Source organism: Actinacidiphila acididurans, assembly GCF_016918855.1.
GTDB lineage: Bacteria > Actinomycetota > Actinomycetes > Streptomycetales > Streptomycetaceae > Actinacidiphila > Actinacidiphila acididurans.
The window spans coordinates 353,044-371,314 of sequence record NZ_JADKYB010000007.1 but is presented as its reverse complement, the minus strand read 5'-3'; the positions used below and the strand labels follow the sequence as shown (position 1 = coordinate 371,314).

The window sequence follows — 18,271 nt, the reverse complement described above, 5'->3', positions numbered from 1 at the left end:
TATCCGCCCCGGGGGGCCGCCCGGCTCCTCCCGAACAGGACGTTCTTCCATGCGCACGACCAGTCCCACCACCGGTTCCGTCCCGACCGGTTCCGCCACGACCGGTTCCGCCACCACCCGGTCCGTCACCCCCGGCTCCGCCACCGGCACCTCTGCCGCCGCAGCCGGCGAAGGCACCCCCGGCCCCCGCCGCAGGTCCATGGCCCCCGCCACATCTGTGAGGCTCGGCGCCGCCGCCGTGGCCGTCGCCGCCATGGTCGCGCTCGCCGGCTGCGGCACCAGTGGCGGCCAGGCCTCGGCGAACGCCGCCGCCGACCCGGGCAACGTCGCCGCGGTCTCCGGCGGCAATGCCAAGGCCGGCACCCTGCTCGACACCCCGTTCGCCAAGCCGCACCTGGTGCTCACCGACAACCACGGCAAGCCGTTCGACCTGGTCAAGCAGACCGCGGGCCTGCCCACCCTGCTGTTCTTCGGCTACACCCACTGCCCCGACGTCTGCCCGACCACCATGAGCGACATCGCGCTGGCCAAGTCCAAGCTGCCGGCCGCCGAGCAGGCCAAGCTGCGCGTGGTGATGGTCAGTTCCGACCCCGAGCGGGACACCCCGGCCCGGCTGAACGAGTGGCTGGGCGCAATGGACAAGAGCTTCATCGGCCTGACCGGCAAGTTCCCGCAGATCCAGGCCGCCGCGCGGTCGGTCGGCGTCGGCATCGACGCGCCGGTGAAGGAGAAGGACGGCAGCATCACCGTCACCCACGGCGCCGAGGTGCTGGCCTTCTGGCCCAAGGACAACCTCGGCCACGTGCTGTACATGTCGGGCACGACGGCCGCGCAGTACCAGGCCGACCTGCCGAAGATCATCAAGAGCGAGGCGCCGTGAACCGGCGCACCCGAAGATTGGCCGGGGCGGTCACCGGCGCGGTCGCGGGCGGCGCGGCCGTCGCGGCGGCCGCCGTGGTGGCGTTCGGTGGGAGTTCCTCGGCCGCGTCCGCCGCGCACCTGTCGGTCACGGCCGGCTACATCCCGCGGCCGCTGCTGACCGACGAAGCCGCGGCCTATGTGACGGTCACCAACAGCGGCGGCACCGCGGCCGAACTGACCTCCGCCAGCAGCCCGCTGGCCACGTACGTCACCCTGCACACCAGCACGGGCACCACCATGCGCCAGGTCACCGCGCTCACCGTGCCGCCGCACGGCCGGCTGTCCCTGGGCCTGGGCGCGGACCACCTCATGCTGGAGCGGCTGACCCACAAGCCCGCGGTCGGTGAAACGGTCCCGCTGACGCTGCACTTCGCCCACGCCGCACCCGCCACGGTGACCGTCACCGTGCCGGTGCGCCCGACGACGTATCAACCGGGGGGCTGATCCCACGATGAACACACGGTCGTACGTACCGAGCCGGACGCCGCGGCGGTTCTCCCAGCGGTTCACCCGGCGCCTGGCCGCCTTCGCGCTCGCCCTCGGCGGGTTGCTGGCCCTGCTGCTCGGCACCGCCGCGCCCGCGGACGCGCATGCGGCGCTGATTCGTACCGACCCCTCCGAGGGAGCGGTCGTCAAGACAGCGCCCCAGCGCGTAGTGCTCACCTTTTCCGAGGGAGTGCTGCTGTCCGACGACAGCCTGCGCGTGCTGGACCCGCACGGCACCAATGTGGCGGTGGGCACGCCGGGGCACGCCGACGGCGCCGACTCCGGTGCCACCGCCACCATCGCGCTGCGGTCCGGGATCGGGAACGGCACGTACACCGTGGCCTGGCGGGCGGTCTCCCAGGACAGTCACCCCGTCGCCGGGGCGTTCACCTTCTCCGTCGGGGCACCGTCGCGGACCAGCGTTGACGTCTCCGGCGAGGCGGCGGCCGGCGGCGGGGCGGCCGCCTTCTTCTACGGGGTCGGCCGCTACGTCTCCTATCTCGGCTTCGCGCTGCTGGTGGGCGGCTCGGTGTTCCTGAGCGTGTGCTGGCCGCGCGGCGCCCTGCTGCGCACCATGCAGCGCCTGGTGGCCGGCGGGTGGGTCGCCATGGTGGCCGGCGCGATCGGGCTGATCATGCTGCGCGGCCCGTACGTCGACGGCAAGAGCATCGACCGGATGTTCGACACCGACCTGATGCGGGCCCAGCTGGAGACCAGGCCGGGGGCCGCCCTGCTGTCCCGGCTGCTGCTGCTGGCCGCGGCGGCGGTCTTCCTCGCGGTGCTCTTCGGCAGTTACGCCAAGCGCGAGGACCCGGCCGAACGCGCCGACCTGGCGTGGGGGCTGGGTATCGGCGGCACCGTGGTGGCCGTCGGCATCGCCGCCACCTGGGCGATGGCCGAGCACGCCTCGGTCGGCATCCAGCGTCAGGTGGCGATGCCGGTCGACGTGGTGCACCTGCTGTCCATGGCCGTGTGGCTGGGCGGCCTGGTCACACTGCTGGTCGCGCTGTGGGCACCGTCCACCGCGGGGACGCTGGAGCCGTACGCGGTACGCCGCTTCTCGCTGATCGGGCTGACCGCCGTCACCCTGCTGGCCGGCACGGGGACGTACCAGGCGTGGCGGCAGATCGGCACGTGGGGCGCCTTCACCGGCACCCATTACGGGCGGCTGCTGCTGATCAAGATCGGGCTGGTGTGCGTGCTGGTGGCCGCGGCCTGGGTCTCGCGGCGGTGGACCGGGCGGCTGGGGACGGTCGCGACGGCGAAGGTGAAGTCGGCGGCGGGGGGCGGGGCGGCTTCCGGGGCGTCGAGGGCGTCCAAGGCGTCCGGGGGCACCGGACCCTCCGGGGCTTCCGGAACGTCCGCGGCGGCTGCCAAGGCGGCGGCGAAGTCCGGTACCGCCGAGGTGACGGCCGGCCAGGCGAGCGGCGGTACGGCCGTGGCCGACAAGGGGGAAGCGGGGGGTACGGGGTCCGGCAAGGAGCGGAAGGCCGACGGTAAGGGACCCGGCGGCAAGGGACCCGGGGGCAAGGGATCCGGGGGGAAGGGTTCAGGCGCCGCCGCCCCGGAGCCGGACGGAGCCGGGAACGACGGCATCGAGGCCGCCGCGCGGGCCGCACAACTGCGGCGGCAGGAGGTCGCCCGCGAAGCGGCGCTGGCCAGGAAAGTGCGGGACGCGGACCCGGCGCGCCGGACGCTGCGCCGTTCGGTGCTCGCCGAGGCCCTGATCGCCGTGGTGCTGCTGGCCGTGACGACCATGCTGAGCGGCACCCAGCCGGGCCGGGCCGCGGAGGAGCAGAAGAAGCTGGCCCCGGCGCCCGCGGCGTCGTCCGCGTCGGGCGGCGGTAGCGACTCGTCGGGATTCGACCTGACGATCCCGTACGACACCGGCGGCATCAAGGGCAAGGGCAGCGCCGAGGTCACCATGTCGCCGTCGAAGGCGGGGGCAGCCGGGGTGATCCATATCCTGCTCAGCGACCCGACCGGCGCGCCGGCCGATGTGCCCGAGGTGCGGCTGTCGTTCACCCTTCCGGCCAAGAGCCTGGGCCCGATCCCGGTGCCGCTCAAGCGGCTCGCCGCTGGTGACTGGACCGCCGCGAACGCCCAGCTCCCACTGCCCGGCCAGTGGCAGATGTCCCTGACGGTACGCACCTCCGACATCGACGAGGTGCAGCAGACGCGGAACGTGACGATCGGCCAGTGACGAAGATGGCGAAAGCAACCAAGGCAGCCAAGGCGACGAAGACAGCGGCGACCACGGGGAGGGCGAGCGCGGAGCCGGACGCCGGGCCGGGCGTTGAACCGGACAACGGGCCGGACATCGACTCCGGCACCGGGCCGGGCAGCAAGTCGAGCACCGAGCCGAGCACCACGAACGGCATCAGCCGGCGGCGGCTGCTCGGCACCGCGGGAGCCGCGGGAGCCGCGGGGCTCGCCGCCGGGGCGGCCACCGGCGCGGGCGTCAGCCGTGCGGTGGAAAGCCCGGCCACCGCACTGACGACGGTCGGATCGTCGTACATCCCGTTCGAAGGACCGCGGCAGGCCGGGATCGTGGAGCCGGGCCAGGCTCGCGGGCACCTGGTGGCGTTCGACCTGGCGCCCGGGGCGGACCGGCGGGCCGCGGCGGCTTTGCTGCGGCGCTGGTCGGACGCGGTCCGGGCGATGACCGAGGCGGGGCGGGCGGGCGGCCCGGCGCTCCCGGCCGGATACGACGACCAGGTCGCCGACGACGCCGGGCCGTCCTCGCTGACGGTCACCTTCGGCTTCGGGCGCAGCTTCTTCACCCGTACGGGGCTGACCGCGCAGCTCCCGGAGGCCCTGGCCCCGCTGCCGGACTTTCCGTCCGACGCGATCGACCGGCGGCGCAGCGACGGGGACCTTTGGGTGCAGATCGGCGCGGACGACGCGCTGGTCGCCTTCCACGCGCTGCGGGTCATCCAGAAGGCGGCTCGCGACACCGCCGAGGTGCGCTGGCAGATGAACGGCTTCAACCGCACCCCCGGCGCCACCGCGCGGCCGATGACGGCGCGCAACCTGATGGGCCAGATCGACGGCACCAACAATCCCAAGCCGTCCGAGCCCGGCTTCGACGCGAAGGTGTTCGTCCCGGCGAACGGCTCTCCGGCGTGGATGGCCGGCGGCTCGTACGCGGTGGTGCGCCGGATCCGCATGCTGCTGGACTCCTGGGACCACCTGTCGGTGGCACGCCAGGAGCGGGTGATCGGGCGCCGCAAGTCCGACGGCGCCCCGCTGTCGGGCGGCACCGAGACGACCCCGGTCGGGCTGGACACATTCCTGCCCGACGGCTCGCTCGCCATCCCGTCCGACGCGCATGTACGGGTCGCGGCCCCGGCCTCCAACAGCGGCGCGACCATGCTGCGGCGGCCCTTCTCGTACCACGACGGCATCGGTGCGGACGGCACGCCGGACGCCGGGCTGCTGTTCGTCGCGTGGCAGGCCGACCCGATGCGCGGCTTCGTGCCGGTGCAGCGCAAGCTCGACGGCGGCGACGGCCTCACCCGCTTCCTGCGGCACGAGACGAGCGGGCTGTACGCGGTGCCGGGCGGCGTCGGCCCCGGCGAGTACGTGGGCCAGCGGCTTCTGGAGGGGTGAGGGCCGACTCGAGGCCTGTCCCCTTCCGTGGGTGCTTGTCCGGACCCGTACGGGCGCGGGGGCGCGGGCCGTTAGGCTGAACGCATGTCGCCGGCGAGCCGCTACACGTATCTGGGACCCGAGGGCACGTTCACCGAGGCAGCGCTGCGCTCGCTGCCGGAGGCCGCCACGCGCGAGCTGGTGCCCATGGTGTCGGTGGCCGCCGCGCTGGACGCGGTGCGCGGCGGCGACGCGGGCGGGGCGCTGGTCCCGATCGAGAACTCGGTGGAGGGCGGGATCACAGCCACCCTGGACGAGCTCGCGGTCGGAGAGCCTCTGATGATCTACCGCGAGGTGCTGCTGCCGATCGCCTTCGCGCTGCTGGTGCGGCCGGGCACGGCGCTCGGCGACGTCAAGACGGTCACCGGGCACCCGGCGGCCCAGGTGCAGGTGCGCAAGTGGATGGCCGAGCACTTGCCGGACGCGCTCTGGGAGTCGGCGGCGTCCAACGCGGACGGGGCGCGGCTGGTCCAGGAGGGGCGGTTCGACGGGGCGTTCGCCGGCGAGTTCGCGGCCCCGACGTACGGCCTGGAGCCGCTGGCCACCGACATCCACGACGCGCAGAACGCCACCACCCGCTTCGTGCTGGTGGGCCGCCCGGCCCGGCTGGCGGCGCCGACCGGCGCGGACAAGACCTCTGCGGTCTTCTGGCTGCGCGACGACCACCCCGGCGCCCTGCTGGAACTGCTCCAGGAGTTCGCCATCCGCGGGGTGAACCTGATGCGGATCGAATCCCGGCCCACGGGTGAGGGGCTGGGCCGGTACTGCTTCTCGGTGGACGCCGAGGGCCATCTCACCGACCGGCGGGTCGGCGAGGCGCTGATGGGCCTGCGGCGGCGCTGTCTGAATGTGCGGTTCCTCGGGTCGTACCCGCGCGCCGACGAGGTGGCGGCGCGGGTGGCGCGGGGCACGACGGACGAGGAGTTCACCAACGCCGCGGACTGGCTGAACCGGGCGCTGGACGGGCGGGCCTGACCATCCTCCCGCGTTCGTCGCGGCGGCCGCGAAAGTTATCCACAGGCTGGTGAGCTCGCCTGTGGGTAACTTGGGGACAAGTCGACACGGCTACTCGGCGGCGAGGCCATCAAGTCGACAAATGGGCACACAAGCACCACGACCACACAGAGTGACGCACATCGATTGTCGTCACCCCAAAACGCCCTACGAATCCTCCCGAGGGAAGAATTCTCACTCGAAAGGGAGTGTGGGACGGGTTTCGACGGGGAATTGATGGCCGAGCATCCGGCCATGGAAATGACCGCACGCCTTCTCCACAGCTTGTCCCCACACCCTGTGGACAACGTGCGGAAATCCCGCCCCGGCCTGTGGATAACCCAGCCCGGCGGACATGATCAACTCCGGTTCTCCACAGGGCGGGTACCCCGGGGGAGCGATCGTACGCATTAGGTTGACGGCCGCTTTTCTCCCCCTTTCCGGATTTTTTCGGCATGAGTGATGAAACGGGCATAGTGCACATTTGCGTCGCTAAGTTGTCGCGTCGCGGGCCTGTGCCCCGGTAGCCTGTGATCGTGATTGACCTTCGCCTGCTCCGTGAGGACCCCGACCGTGTGCGCGCCTCGCAGCGCGCCCGAGGAGAGGACGTCGCGCTCGTCGACTCCCTCCTGTCCGCCGACGAGCGGCGCCGGTCCTCCAGTACCCGCTTCGACGAGCTGCGGGCGGAGCAGAAGCGGCTCGGCAAGCTGATCCCCAAGGCCCAGGGCGAGGAGAAGGCCGAGCTGCTCAAGCGCACCGGCGAGCTGTCGGCCGCGGTCAAGGCCGCCGACGCCGAGCAGCACGAGGCCGACGAGGAGGCCCGCGCGCTGCTGCTCCAACTGGGCAACCTGGTCCACCCCGACGCGCCGATCGGCGGCGAGGAGGACTTCGCCGTCGTCGAGGAGCTCGGCACCCCGCGCGACTTCACCGCCGAGGGCTTCGCCCCGCGCGACCACCTGGAGCTGGGCGAGTTGCTCGGCGCCATCGACGTGGACCGCGGCGCCAAGGTGTCGGGCTCGCGCTTCTACTACCTCACCGGCGTCGGCGCCCTGCTGGAGCTGGCCCTGGTCAACGCGGCGATCGCGCAGGCCACCGCGGCCGGCTTCACCCCGGTGCTCACTCCCACCCTGGTCAAGCCCGCCGCCATGGCCGGCACCGGCTACCTGGGCCAGGTCGAGGACGACGTCTACTACCTGGAGAAGGACGAGCTGTACCTGGTCGGCACCTCCGAGGTGCCGCTGGCCGCGTACCACATGGACGAGATCATCGAGGCCGGCCGGCTGCCGCTGCGGTACGCGGGCTTCTCCCCCTGCTACCGGCGGGAGGCGGGCTCGTACGGCAAGGACACCCGCGGCATCATCCGGGTCCACCAGTTCGACAAGGTGGAGATGTTCGTCTACACCACCCCGGAGGAGGCCGAGGCCGAGCACCAGCGGCTGGTCGAGTGGGAGAAGCAGTGGCTGACCTCGCTGGAGCTGCCGTTCCGGGTGATCGAGCTGGCCTCGGGTGACCTGGGCTCCTCGGCGTCCCGCAAGTTCGACTGCGAGGCGTGGATCCCCACTCAGGGCAAGTACCGCGAGCTGACCTCGACCTCCAACACCACCGAGTTCCAGGCCCGGCGGCTGAACATCCGGCTGCGCGACACCGCCGGCACCCGGCCGCTGGCCACCCTGAACGGCACGCTGTGCGCGGTGCCGCGCACCATTGTGGCGATCCTGGAGAACCACCAGCAGGCCGACGGTTCGGTGCGGGTGCCCGAGATCCTGCGGCCCTACCTGGGCGGGCGCGAGGTGCTGGAGCCGCTCACGGCTCCGCCCGCCGGTTCCGGCACGTGAGCGCGGCCCCGGGGCCGCTTCCGTACCGGCTGGTCGCCACCGACCTGGACGGCACCCTGCTGCGCGACGACCACAGCGTCTCCCCGCGCACCCGGCGGGCGCTGGCCGCGGTGACGGCGGCCGGCGCGGCGCACATCGTCGTCACCGGGCGCGCGGTGCCCTGGACCCGGCACGTCCTGGACGACCTCGGCTACCAGGGACTCGCCGTGTGCGGGCAGGGCGGGCAGGTGTACGACGCCGGCGCGCACCGGCTGCTCACCTCGGTCACCCTGGACCGGCGGCTCGCCGCCCTCGCGGTGGCCAAGATCGAGGCGGAGACCGGGCCGCTGGCGCTCGCGGCCGGCCGGGACGGGCTGGCCGGCGAGGTACTGGTCAGCGAGGGGTATGTCTATAACCCCGAGCTGCCCGTCACCCTTATGAGGGACCTCGACGAGCTCTGGGCGGAGCCGCTCAACAAGATCTACCTCCAGCACCCGGACGGGCTCGGCGACGACGAGCTGGCCGAGGCCGCGCGGGCGGCGGCCGGTGACCTGGTGGAGGTCACCGTCGCGGGTGAGGGCTTCGTCGAGCTGCTGCCGCTCGGACTCACCAAGGCGACCGGGCTGACGCTGGCCGCCCGGCGACTCGGGGTGACCGGAGCCGACACCATTGCGTTCGGCGACATGCCCAACGATCTGCCGATGTTGACCTGGGCCGGGTACGGCGTCGCCATGGCGGGCGCCCACCCCGCCCTCAAGGCCGTCGCCGACGAGATCACCGCCTCCAATGAGGAGGACGGGGTCGCGGTGGTGCTGGAACGCCTCTTCGCGCCCTTTGCGGCGGATTCCTTTGCGGAGGCCATCGCTGCGGAGTCCTTTGCCGCGGAGTCTGCCGTCGCGGAGTCCTCCGTCACCGGGTCAGCGAGCCCGGCAGATCGCGACGGTCCCGGCGACCTCGGGGATCCGGATCCGCTGTGCGGGCCGGTGGCGTGAGCACCCAGCAGCCGAGCCCGATGAGCGCGGCGCTCAGGTGGCCCAGGTCGGTGAAGGTGCCGTCGTGCAGCAGCGGCCAGGCGAAGAAGGCCACGATCCCGGCCGCGTAGCCCCAGCGCCACGGTCGAGGCACCTGGTACGCCAGGACGCCGACCACTCCGGCCAGCCCGTAGCTCACCCCTATGTCGATGGTGTGCGCCAGGGAGTGCGGCAGCCGCTGGTCCCTTATGCCCAGCAGGACCGCCTTCTCGCTGACCAGGGTCGCGCCCACATGGGCGAGGGCCACCACCGCCAGCCACCGCCAGGTGCCCAGCCAGCGCTCGACGGGCGCGTGGATCAGCTCGAACAGCACCGCGTAGAACGCGAACCCGGACGGCGACTCGATCCACAGCGCGCTGGCGACCAGCACCCGGATCGGGTGCCGGCCGAGCTCGACCAGGTTGGTGCTCACCCCGTGCAGCAGATAGGACCGTACGTGCGGCGGGCTCGCGGCCACGATCATGCTGGTGACGGCCAGTATCACCAGCCACAGATGGGTGCCGGGGCTCGACCCGACCCATTTCCGCGCCCAGGACGCGAGCGGCGGCCGCCGCCGGGAGCGCAGCCAACCCGCCGCCTTGTGTCGCATTGCGGCGCCCGCGCGGCGGTGCCGCCTGAAGGACGGCGGGAGCGCGCGGTCGTGCGGGGGGTCGGAGGTCTCCGGCATCTGGGAAGCCATCCCCCTCAGTGTCGGGCGAGCCGCTGTGCGCCGCCTGGGAACCCCGGCAGACGGCGCACGCTTCCTGCCCGCGGGGCTCACTCCTCCCCGGTGATCTTCAGCCCTCGCAGCCGGTGGGCCGCGAACCACGTCGCGCCGGCTGTGACCAGGACCAGCAGCACAACGGCGGTGGACAGGCCCACGTCGGAGCTGATCAGGTCGCCCCGGCCGATCTTCTGCGCGACGGCGACCGCCCACTGCTGGACGCTGAGGGTACGGGCGCCGGGCACCACATTGCCGATCACGCCCTCCCACAGCAGCGCGTAGACCAGGCCGACGACCACCGCGTGCCGGGTGAGCACACCGAGCATGAGGAAGACCGCCGAGTAGGCGACGGCCGCGACGGCGGAAGCGGCCGCATAGGCGACGGCCAGCCGCTGCCCGTTGCCGTTGAGGACGAAGCCGGCCAGCAGTGTGGGTATCGCGCAGAAGGCGACGGTGACGCCTATGGCTACCAGCAGCTTGGTGGTCACAATGGTGCCGCGCCGGATGGGCTTGGACAGCAGGTACACGATCGAGCCGTCGTCGATCTCCGGGCCGATCGCGCCCGTGCCGGCGATGACCCCGACCAGCGGCACGACCCCGCTGAGGGCGAAGCCCTGGAGCACGTCGTGCGCGGTGGAGTCGTCCGCGCCGGCCAGGGCGCGCACCGCGCCGACGATGACCAGCAGCAGGGCGGGCAGCGCGAACAGCAGCAGGGCGCGGCGGCGGCCCAGCAGTCCGCGGTAGGTGAGCCGGGCCACGGTCGGGTGGAAGAAGCGGGGGCCGGTGCCGGAGCCGGCCGCGGGAATCCCGGCCGGTGGCCGCGGCGGTCCCGGGGGCCGCGTGGCGGTGGTGGCGGACATCTCGGGCGGCTCCTTATGCCGTGACCAGGTAGGAGAAGACGCTCTCCAGGGACTCGTCCGAGGGCGAGACCGTGAAGAGCCGGATGCCGTGGTCGCGGGCGATCCGGGGCAGGAACTCGGTGAAGGCCGCGAAATCGACGGCCTGGATGCGCAGCGCCTCCTCCGTGCGGTCCAGCTCGATCCCGGCGGTGGAGGCGTGCGCGATCAGCACGGCGGCCAGGCGGCGGTCGTCGCTGGACCGGACGAGGTAGCGGTGCGGGCGGTCCGTCATCAGGCGGCGGATCTTGCGGAAGTCACCGGAGGCCGCGTGCCGGCCGGCCACCACCACCTCGATGTGGTGGGCGAGCTGTTCGACCTCCTCCAGGATGTGCGAGGAGAACAGCACGGTCCGGCCCTCGGCGCCCATCCGGCGCAGCAGTTCCATCAGCTGCAGCCGCTGCCGCGGGTCCATTCCGTTGAACGGCTCGTCCAGCAGCAGTACTGAGGGGTTGTGGACCAGCGCCGAGGCCATCTTGGCCCGCTGCCGCATGCCCTTGCTGTACGTGTCGATCCGCCGGTCCTGGGCGTACTGCATCTCCACGGTGGCCAGCGCCCGCTGCGCCGCGGCGCCCGGGTCCGGCAGGCCGTGCAGCTCGGCGTTGGCGACGACGAACTCCCGCGCGGTCAGGAAGTCGTACATCGCCTCCCGTTCCGGCACGATGCCGACCTGCCGGTACACCTGCTCGTTGCGCCACACAGTGGCGCCGTCGAGGGTGACCGCGCCGGTGGAGGGCGCCAGGAAGCCGGCCATCATGCTGATCAGGGTGGACTTGCCGGCGCCGTTGGGGCCGAGCAGGCCGGTCACGCCGGGGCCGATGGTCATGGTGATGTCGTTGACGGCCACCACGTTGCCGAACCAGCGGGACACCTTGTCGATGCCGATCACCGTCATGACAGGCCCACCTTCCGGTAGCGGCGCATCAGCAGGCCGAAGCAGGCGGCGGCGACGCCGAACAGTACGAGCAGGTAGACCAGCCCGGCGACCGCGCTCGGCGGTCCGGCGGCGTGCGGGAAGGCGGAGGTGGCGCCGAGGAACCAGGTCTGGAAGCCGTCGATCACGGTGATCGGCGAGAACACGCCGAGCCAGCCGATCACGTCGTAGCGTTCCTGGCTCATCGCGACACCCTGGACGCTGGAAACCGCGGCGTAGCTGATCACGAACACCGCGATGACGGCCGCCACCCCGAAGCCGCGCCGCGGGGTGACCGCGGCTATGACCAGGCTGATGCCGGCGAAGAGGACGGACAGCAGGAGTGCGGACACCAGGCCCTTCGCAAACCCGGCGGTCTGGTGGGCGAAACCGAGCTTCGCCAGCAGCGCGCCGACGTAGAGGATGACGAGCGGGAGCGCGGTCAGCAGGAACAGCGCGGTGGCCAGGGCCGCGTACTTCGCCGCCACGTAGTCGATGCGCTCGATCGGGCGGGAGAAGTACAGCGGGGTGGTCTTGAACCGCAGGTCGCGGGAGACGGACTGGGGCGCCTGGGAGGCGGCGAACAAGGTGATGACGGCCTGCAGCAGCACCGCGTAGCGGGTGTACTGCACCGGCAGCCGGTTCATGTGGGTGAAGATCGTGACGGCCACCATGATCAGCGCGGGCGCGCACATCACGCCCAGCAGGATCATCGGCAGCACCTTGGACTTGGCGCTGCGGCCCAGCCCGTACGCTCCGCGCAGGCTCTGGCTGAACAGGGACAGCCGTGCGTAGCCGCGGCCCAGGCGCGGGCCTTCGTACGCCCGGTAGCCGATGTTGTGGATGACGTCGGTGGGCGGGGCGGCGGACGGCTCGGGCGGCGGCGCGGCTGCCGTGGCCGCGTCAGGCTGCGACACTGCTGCCTCCTTCCTGGTCCGGGTCGTGGCGGGGGCCGGGGTCGTGGTCCGGGCCGTGGTCGCCGGCGGGGTCGTCGGCGGATTCGGGGTCGATGAACAGCTCGGCGATGCGATGCCGGCGCTGCTCCATGCGGACCAGGCCGACCCCGAGGCCGGCCACCGCGTCGCGCACGACGTCGTACGTGTCCTCGTCGGCGATGTCCACCTGGAGCAGGTGGCCGGACCGGCGCAGCTTCAGGCCGGCCGCGGTCAGCAGGTCCAGCAGGTCCAGCAGCTCGTCCTCGCGGTCGGTGACCTCGACCGCGAGGGAGCCGGTGACCTTGGTGAAGTCGCTGGTGGAGGAGGCGCGCAGCAGCTTGCCGCCGTCGATGACGACGATGTGGTCACTGGTGCGCTCCAACTCGCCCAGCAGGTGCGAGGTGACCAGCACGGAGATGCCGAAGTCGGTCCACACCCGGCGGATCAGGCCCAGCATCTCGTCGCGGCCGACCGGGTCCAGGCCGTTGGTCGGCTCGTCCAGCAGCACCAGCTTCGGGTCGTGGACCAGGGCCTGGGCGAGCTTGACGCGCTGCTTCATGCCCGTGGAGTAGCCGCCCATCGGGCGGTACCGCTCCTCGTACAGGCCCACGTGCCGCAGCGTGTCGGCGGTGCGCTCGCGCGCGGCGGCCGGCGGCAACCCCGACATCCGCGCCATGTGCACGACGAACTCGGTCGCCGACACGTCCGGCGGCAGGCAGTCGTGCTCGGGCATGTAGCCGACCAGCGAGCGGATCCGCGGACCGGCGGTCGCCACGTCGAGCCCGAGCACGGCCGCGCGACCCTCGCTCGCCGGGGCCAGCCCCAGCAGGATTTTGATCAGGGTCGACTTGCCGGCTCCGTTCGCGCCCACCAGCCCGGTCACGCCGGGGGTGACGTCCACGGTCAGCCGGTCGAGAGCGGTCACCCGTGGGTACCGCTTGCTCAGGCTTTCGGTAGCGATCACAGTCACGCGTCGAAGGTAGTGGCGGACGCCACACCCGGTCGTCCGCCCGAGGTCGCGGATTCGTCGCGATCCGGCTACGCCTCGGGGCGGACCACCCGTAGGGGACGGTCCCCCGTGCGGGTGGCAGGTGTCAGGGTCGGAGTTTTCCACAGGCCCCGAACGGGGTCTTGCTCACTGTCAGCGGTCGATGTCACATTGATTGATGTCAGCTTCGGGCAGACGGCGACCGCCGGGCCCGGGCGGGCTGACGGAGGTCGTGCTGTCGTACGGCCGGGGTGCCGCGATGTGCGGGCCCTGGCCGGGAAGTGGCCGGGGAGGCCGGGAAACGGGGGTGAGCAGATGTCCGGGATGTCCGAGCGGTCGGACGGATCGCCGGTGGAGGAAGGGGCCCGCGGGCCGGTGCGGGAGCGGTTCGTGACGGGCGCGGACGGCGTCCGTCTGTCCGTGGCGGAGTACGGGGAGGGGCCCGGGGACGCCGCGCGGCCGACCGTGGTGCTGCTGCACGGCTACCCGGACAGCAAGGAGGTCTGGTCACGCGTGGTCCCGCTGCTCGCCGACCGCTTCCACGTGGTCCTCTACGACGTACGCGGGCACGGCCGCTCGCAGGCCCCCGCCCCTCTCAAGGGCGGCTTCACCCTGGACAGACTCACCGCGGACTTCCTGGCGGTGGCCGACGCGGTCAGCCCGGACCGGCCGGTGCACCTGGTCGGGCACGACTGGGGCTCGGTGCAGGGCTGGGAGTTCGTGACGGTGCCGCAGACCCGGGGCCGGATCGCCTCCTTCACCTCCGTCTCCGGCCCGAGCCTGGACCACTTCGGCCACTGGATCCGGGAGCGGGTGCGCCGCCCCACCGCGCGCCACCTGGCCCAGGTCCTCTCGCAGGGCGCCAAGTCCTGGTACATCTACGCCCTGCACACCCCGGTCCTGCCCGAACTGGCCTGGCGCGGCCCGCTGGGCAAGCGGTGGCCCGCAATGATGGCCCGCGCGGAGAAGCTGCCGCGCGGCGACTACCCGACCGCCTCACTGCCACGGGACGCGGCACACGGTGCCTGGCTGTACCGGGACAACGTCAGGCAACGCCTCAGCCACCCCCGCCCCGACCCCCGCCCCCATGTCCCGGTCCAGCTCGTCACCCCCACCGGCGACCCCTTCCTCTCGGTCCCGCTCTACGCCGACCTGGAGCGATGGGTCCCCGACCTGACCCGCCGCACCCTGCCCGTCAAGCACTGGGTCCCGCGCACCCGCCCGGACCAACTGGCAGGTTGGGTCACGGAATTCGTGAGCAGGACGGATCGGGAGAGCGGTAGGGACGGGGAGCGGGGGTCCGACCCGGCGCCGACCGGCAGTTCGAAGGTCCCCTCCGTGCTGGGGAAGGGGCGAGCCGAGGCGGTCGAGCGGTTCGGCGGGCAACTCGTGCTGGTCACGGGGGCGGCCAGCGGGATCGGCCGGGCCACCGCGCTCGCCTTCGCGGAGGCCGGGGCACGGGTGGTGGCAGTGGACCGGGACGGTGAAGGCGCCGCCCGTACGGTCGAACTGGCCCGCCGGGCAGGGGCGCCGGAGGCGTGGCCGGAGACCGTGGACGTGTCGGACGCCCGGGCGATGGAGGAGCTCGCCATCCGGACCTCGGCGGACCGCGGTGTGCCGGACGTGGTGGTCAACAACGCGGGGATAGGGCTGGCGGGCTCCTTCCTGGACACCAGCCCGGCGGACTGGAAGGAGGTGCTGGACGTCAATCTGTGGGGTGTCATCCACGGCTGCCGGCTGTTCGGCCGGCAGATGGTCGAACGCGGCCAGGGCGGTCACATCGTCAACACCGCGTCTGCCGCGGCCTTCCAGCCGTCCCGCGCACTGCCCGCGTACAGCACGTCCAAGGCCGCCGTGCTGATGCTGAGCGAGTGCCTGCGGGCCGAACTCGCACCCCACGGCATCGGGGTGAGCGCGATATGCCCCGGCTTCGTCGCCACCCCGATCACCGCGAGCGCCCGGCACACCGGGGTCGACGCGGCCGAGCAGCAGCGCCGCCGGGACCGCAGCGCCAAGCTCTACAAGCTGCGCAACTACCCGCCGGAGAAGGTCGCCCGGGCCATCGTGCACGCGGTCCAGCGGGACCTGGCGGTGGTCCCGGTCACGCCCGAGGCCCACGGGCTGCGGCTGCTCTCCCGGCTGGCTCCAGGTGTGGCGCGGACCCTGGCCCGGGTGGACCCGCCGCTGTGACAGCCACCCCGGTCCCGATGAGCCCGCGCGGCACGTGCCCCCCGGGGTCCCGTCCGTGGAAACCCTCGAGCCCGTGAAGGAGGCCGAAGCATTGTGAGTCGTACGAGCAGGACGCCCGAGGCGGCACGACCCGCGGCCGGTCGGCCGGGGGCAGCGCAGGCGGAAGAGGAGGTGAAGTGATCAGGTGGACGGTGACGAGGTGAACGGCGGTGGGCGGACTGCGGCGTACCGGATCGAGGACCTGTCCCGGCTGAGCGGGACCACGGTCCGGACGATCCGGGCCTACACCGACCGCGGGCTGCTGCCCAGGCCGGAGCGTAGCGGCCGGGCCAATGTGTACGACGACACGCACCTGACCCGGCTGCGACGGATAGCCGGCCTGCTGGGGCGCGGTTACACGCTGGCCAGCATCGGCGAGTTGCTGGCGGCGTGGGACGCGGGCACCGGTCTGGGCGGGGTGCTGGGGCTGGTGGACGAGGTGGACCGCGGCTGGTCGGACGAGGCGCCGGGCCGGGTCACCCTGGCGGAGCTGGCCGCGGCGTTCGGCGGGGTCGCTGACCCGGCCACGGTGCGCGACGCCCTGGAGCTGGGCATCCTCGAACCGGTGCCGGGCAGCCAGGACGAGTTCGCCGTGCCGAGCCCGCAGGAGCTGGCCGTCGCCGTGGAGTTGCACGCCGCGGGTGTGCCGCTGTCGGCGATCTCCGGGCACCTGCGCGAGGTGCGGGGTCAGGTGGAGCACATATCCGAGCGGTTCCTGCGGTTCACCACGGAGTACGTCTTCCGTCGGTTCCTGGACCATCCGCCGACCGACGCCGAGGCGGAGGAGGCGACCGGCCTGGTCCGGCGACTGCGCCCGCTCGCCCGCCAGACCCTCGACGCCGAACTGGCCCGGGCCATGGGTAAGGGTGCTTCGGAGGCGGTCCGCCGCCACCTGGGTGCCGTCGCCGTCCTGCCTGACGTGTCCGGGGCCGGGCCGGTGCCGGTGCCTGTGTCTCAGCCCGAGCCCGGGAACGGGCAGGCGCTCCGGACCGGCGCCCGGCCCGGACCCAGGTTCGCGTCCGAGCCCGGGTCCGAGCTGCCTGCCGGCCCGGAGCCGTCGCTCACCGGGAGCCGTGGCCCGGGCGAGGGGCAGCCGGAGGCAGAGGGCAGCGGGGGCAGCGGGGGCAGCGGCCAGGTGACCGTTGTGCTGCCGGCGGGCACGGTCGACGCGGTGCGCGGGCTGGTGGGGGCGGAAGGGGTGGTGGAGTTCCTGGTGGCGGCGGCCGAGCGGGAAGTGGCGGCACGCCGGATGGACGCGCTGGCCGCGGGGACGGGTGCGGGCCGTCCCCCGGCGGGGCGGGGGACGGTCCAGGGAGGAGGGGTGACGGTGTAGGGAGGAGGACAGGCGAGGCGAGCGGTCAGGCGAGTTGGGCGGGGGCTTCGGTGACGATGGCCTCGAAGACCTTGGGGTCGTAACCGAAGATGGTGCCGGGAACGGGCCAGTGGAGGACGATCTCGGTGATGCCGGCGGCCTCGGCGTGGCGGCCGGCGAAGTCGACGAAGGCATCGACCGAGCTGAGCGGCCGGTCGGGGTCCGGGGTGAAGCCGGTGAGCAGGGTCCTGGGGAAGTCGGCCACCTCGGCCTCGCGGCCGGCTTCGGTGAGCGCCTGGGCAAGTCGTTCGGACTGGCCGCGGATCGCGGCGAGGGACTGTTCCGGGGTGCCGGTCTCGAACAGGGTGGGGTCGCCGGTGGTCACCCAGCCCTGCCCGAGGCGGGCGGCCAGTCGCAGGCCGCGCGGTCCGGTGGCGGCCACGGCGAAGGGGATGCGGGGCGTCTGCACGCAGCCGGGGATGTCGCGCGCTTCGTTCGCCGAGTAGTAGCGCCCCTGGTGACTGACGTCCGGGCCGGTGAGCAGCCGGTCGAGGAGTTCGGTGAACTCCTCGAAGCGTTGGGTCCGTTCCCGTGGGGACCACGGTTCCTGCCCGAACACCGAGGCGTCGAAGCCGGTCCCGCCGGACCCGATCCCGAGGGTCACCCGCCCGCCGCTGACGTCGTCCAGCGTCATCAGTTCCTTGGCGAGGGTGACCGGGTGCCGGAAGTTCGGCGAGGTCACGAGCGTCCCGAGCCGGATCCGCTCGGTCACGCCCGCTGCGGCCGTCAGCGTCGGCATCGCGCCGAACCACGGCCCGTCCCGGAACGGCACCCGCCACGACAGATGGTCATACGTGTAGGCGGCGTCGAACCCCAGCTCCTCCGCCCGCCGCCACACCTCCCGCCCCTCGGCGTGCCAGCGGTAGACGGGGAGAATCACCGTACTCAGATGCATGCCACCGACCCTATGCGGACGCACCCGGTGAGGAGAGGGGCCACGGGTGTGACGGCACCAACTCCCGTAAACGAATGGGAAAGCGGAATGTCCTATTCGATTTCCGGGAACCGGCCCACGGGCCTGCCCCGGGCCAAGTGGATCACGCGCACGGAAAAGATCTCCCCCGGCGCGATTCCCGCGCATAAGCGGGCTTACCGGGCCGGCGCCCCGCCGTATCGGAGATTTACTTGAAGGCGAGACTATTCAGCACGGCACACAGGGACCCACGGCACTGTTGATTACGCCTACGGAAAACAGGACTTGAGGCGTTCGAGGCCTACCGATACGTTTGATCCGGGAGTGGTCTCTGGGGACGTGCGGTACGGCTGAGGATACGTTTCAGCAGTGCACCGGCCCCCGGAGACAGCGTTGACCTGGGCCGCAGCGGCCTCGGGTAGGGTC

At 72.5% G+C, this 18,271-nt stretch carries 14 protein-coding genes and 1 pseudogene; 9 read left to right on the top strand and 6 right to left on the bottom strand.

Annotated features, from left to right (window positions below):
* Positions 1–199 precede the first annotated feature (199 nt).
* From ITX44_RS15950 to ITX44_RS15920, 7 genes and pseudogenes are all read left to right on the top strand, one after another.
* A complete protein-coding gene (locus ITX44_RS15950) occupies positions 200–880 on the top strand; it encodes an SCO family protein (RefSeq protein ID WP_205357927.1) in 681 nt (226 codons plus the stop codon).
* Positions 877–1,365 carry a copper chaperone PCu(A)C gene (locus ITX44_RS15945; protein ID WP_307795286.1) on the top strand — a complete coding sequence of 163 codons (489 nt, stop codon included), beginning with the start codon at positions 877–879 and terminating at the stop codon, positions 1,363–1,365. The genes ITX44_RS15950 and ITX44_RS15945 overlap by 4 nt, the downstream gene beginning before the upstream one ends.
* A gap of 7 nt (positions 1,366–1,372) precedes the next feature.
* On the top strand, positions 1,373–3,610 hold the full coding sequence (locus ITX44_RS15940) for a copper resistance CopC/CopD family protein (RefSeq protein ID WP_205357868.1): 2,238 nt from the start codon (positions 1,373–1,375) through the stop codon (positions 3,608–3,610).
* A gap of 5 nt (positions 3,611–3,615) precedes the next feature.
* Positions 3,616–5,019: an iron uptake transporter deferrochelatase/peroxidase subunit gene (gene efeB / locus ITX44_RS15935; protein WP_205357925.1), complete on the top strand. Its 1,404-nt coding sequence runs from the start codon at positions 3,616–3,618 to the stop codon at positions 5,017–5,019.
* 84 nt (positions 5,020–5,103) lie between these two features.
* Positions 5,104–6,033 carry a prephenate dehydratase gene (gene pheA, locus ITX44_RS15930; protein WP_205357867.1) on the top strand — a complete coding sequence of 310 codons (930 nt, stop codon included), beginning with the start codon at positions 5,104–5,106 and terminating at the stop codon, positions 6,031–6,033.
* Between the two features lie 554 nt (positions 6,034–6,587).
* Positions 6,588–7,886: a serine--tRNA ligase gene (gene serS / locus ITX44_RS15925; RefSeq protein ID WP_205357866.1), complete on the top strand. Its 1,299-nt coding sequence runs from the start codon at positions 6,588–6,590 to the stop codon at positions 7,884–7,886.
* A pseudogene (locus tag ITX44_RS15920) lies at positions 7,883–8,689 on the top strand (HAD family hydrolase); the annotation flags it as partial. The gene serS and the pseudogene ITX44_RS15920, both read left to right, overlap by 4 nt.
* 85 nt (positions 8,690–8,774) lie before the next feature.
* Here the strand turns inward: ITX44_RS15920 and ITX44_RS15915 are convergent.
* From ITX44_RS15915 to ITX44_RS15895, 5 genes are all read right to left on the bottom strand, one after another.
* The gene (locus tag ITX44_RS15915; RefSeq protein ID WP_205357864.1) at positions 8,775–9,575 is read right to left on the bottom strand and encodes a rhomboid-like protein; all 801 of its coding nucleotides are present in this window, start codon (positions 9,573–9,575) and stop codon (positions 8,775–8,777) included.
* 77 nt (positions 9,576–9,652) lie between these two features.
* A complete protein-coding gene (locus tag ITX44_RS15910) occupies positions 9,653–10,459 on the bottom strand; it encodes an ABC transporter permease subunit (RefSeq protein ID WP_205357863.1) in 807 nt (268 codons plus the stop codon).
* A 13-nt stretch (positions 10,460–10,472) separates the two neighbouring features.
* Positions 10,473–11,390 carry an ABC transporter ATP-binding protein gene (locus ITX44_RS15905; RefSeq protein ID WP_205357862.1) on the bottom strand — a complete coding sequence of 306 codons (918 nt, stop codon included), beginning with the start codon at positions 11,388–11,390 and terminating at the stop codon, positions 10,473–10,475.
* Positions 11,387–12,253 (bottom strand): ABC-2 transporter permease, encoded by an 867-nt coding sequence (locus ITX44_RS15900; RefSeq protein WP_307795292.1) that lies wholly within the window; start codon positions 12,251–12,253, stop codon positions 11,387–11,389. Before ITX44_RS15900 ends, ITX44_RS15905 begins: the two co-directional genes overlap by 4 nt.
* 58 nt (positions 12,254–12,311) lie before the next feature.
* A complete protein-coding gene (locus tag ITX44_RS15895) occupies positions 12,312–13,313 on the bottom strand; it encodes an ABC transporter ATP-binding protein (RefSeq protein WP_205357860.1) in 1,002 nt (333 codons plus the stop codon).
* Between the two features lie 342 nt (positions 13,314–13,655).
* Here ITX44_RS15895 and ITX44_RS15890 point away from each other — a divergent pair, with 342 nt between their 5' ends.
* Positions 13,656–15,521 carry an SDR family oxidoreductase gene (locus tag ITX44_RS15890; protein WP_205357924.1) on the top strand — a complete coding sequence of 622 codons (1,866 nt, stop codon included), beginning with the start codon at positions 13,656–13,658 and terminating at the stop codon, positions 15,519–15,521.
* Between the two features lie 184 nt (positions 15,522–15,705).
* Positions 15,706–16,893, top strand: coding sequence for a MerR family transcriptional regulator (locus ITX44_RS15885; protein ID WP_372440925.1), 1,188 nt, complete (start codon positions 15,706–15,708; stop codon positions 16,891–16,893).
* Between the two features lie 25 nt (positions 16,894–16,918).
* Here the strand turns inward: ITX44_RS15885 and ITX44_RS15880 are convergent, their stop codons facing one another.
* Positions 16,919–17,827 (bottom strand): LLM class flavin-dependent oxidoreductase, encoded by a 909-nt coding sequence (locus ITX44_RS15880; RefSeq protein ID WP_205357859.1) that lies wholly within the window; start codon positions 17,825–17,827, stop codon positions 16,919–16,921.
* Between the last annotated feature and the right edge of the window lie 444 nt (positions 17,828–18,271).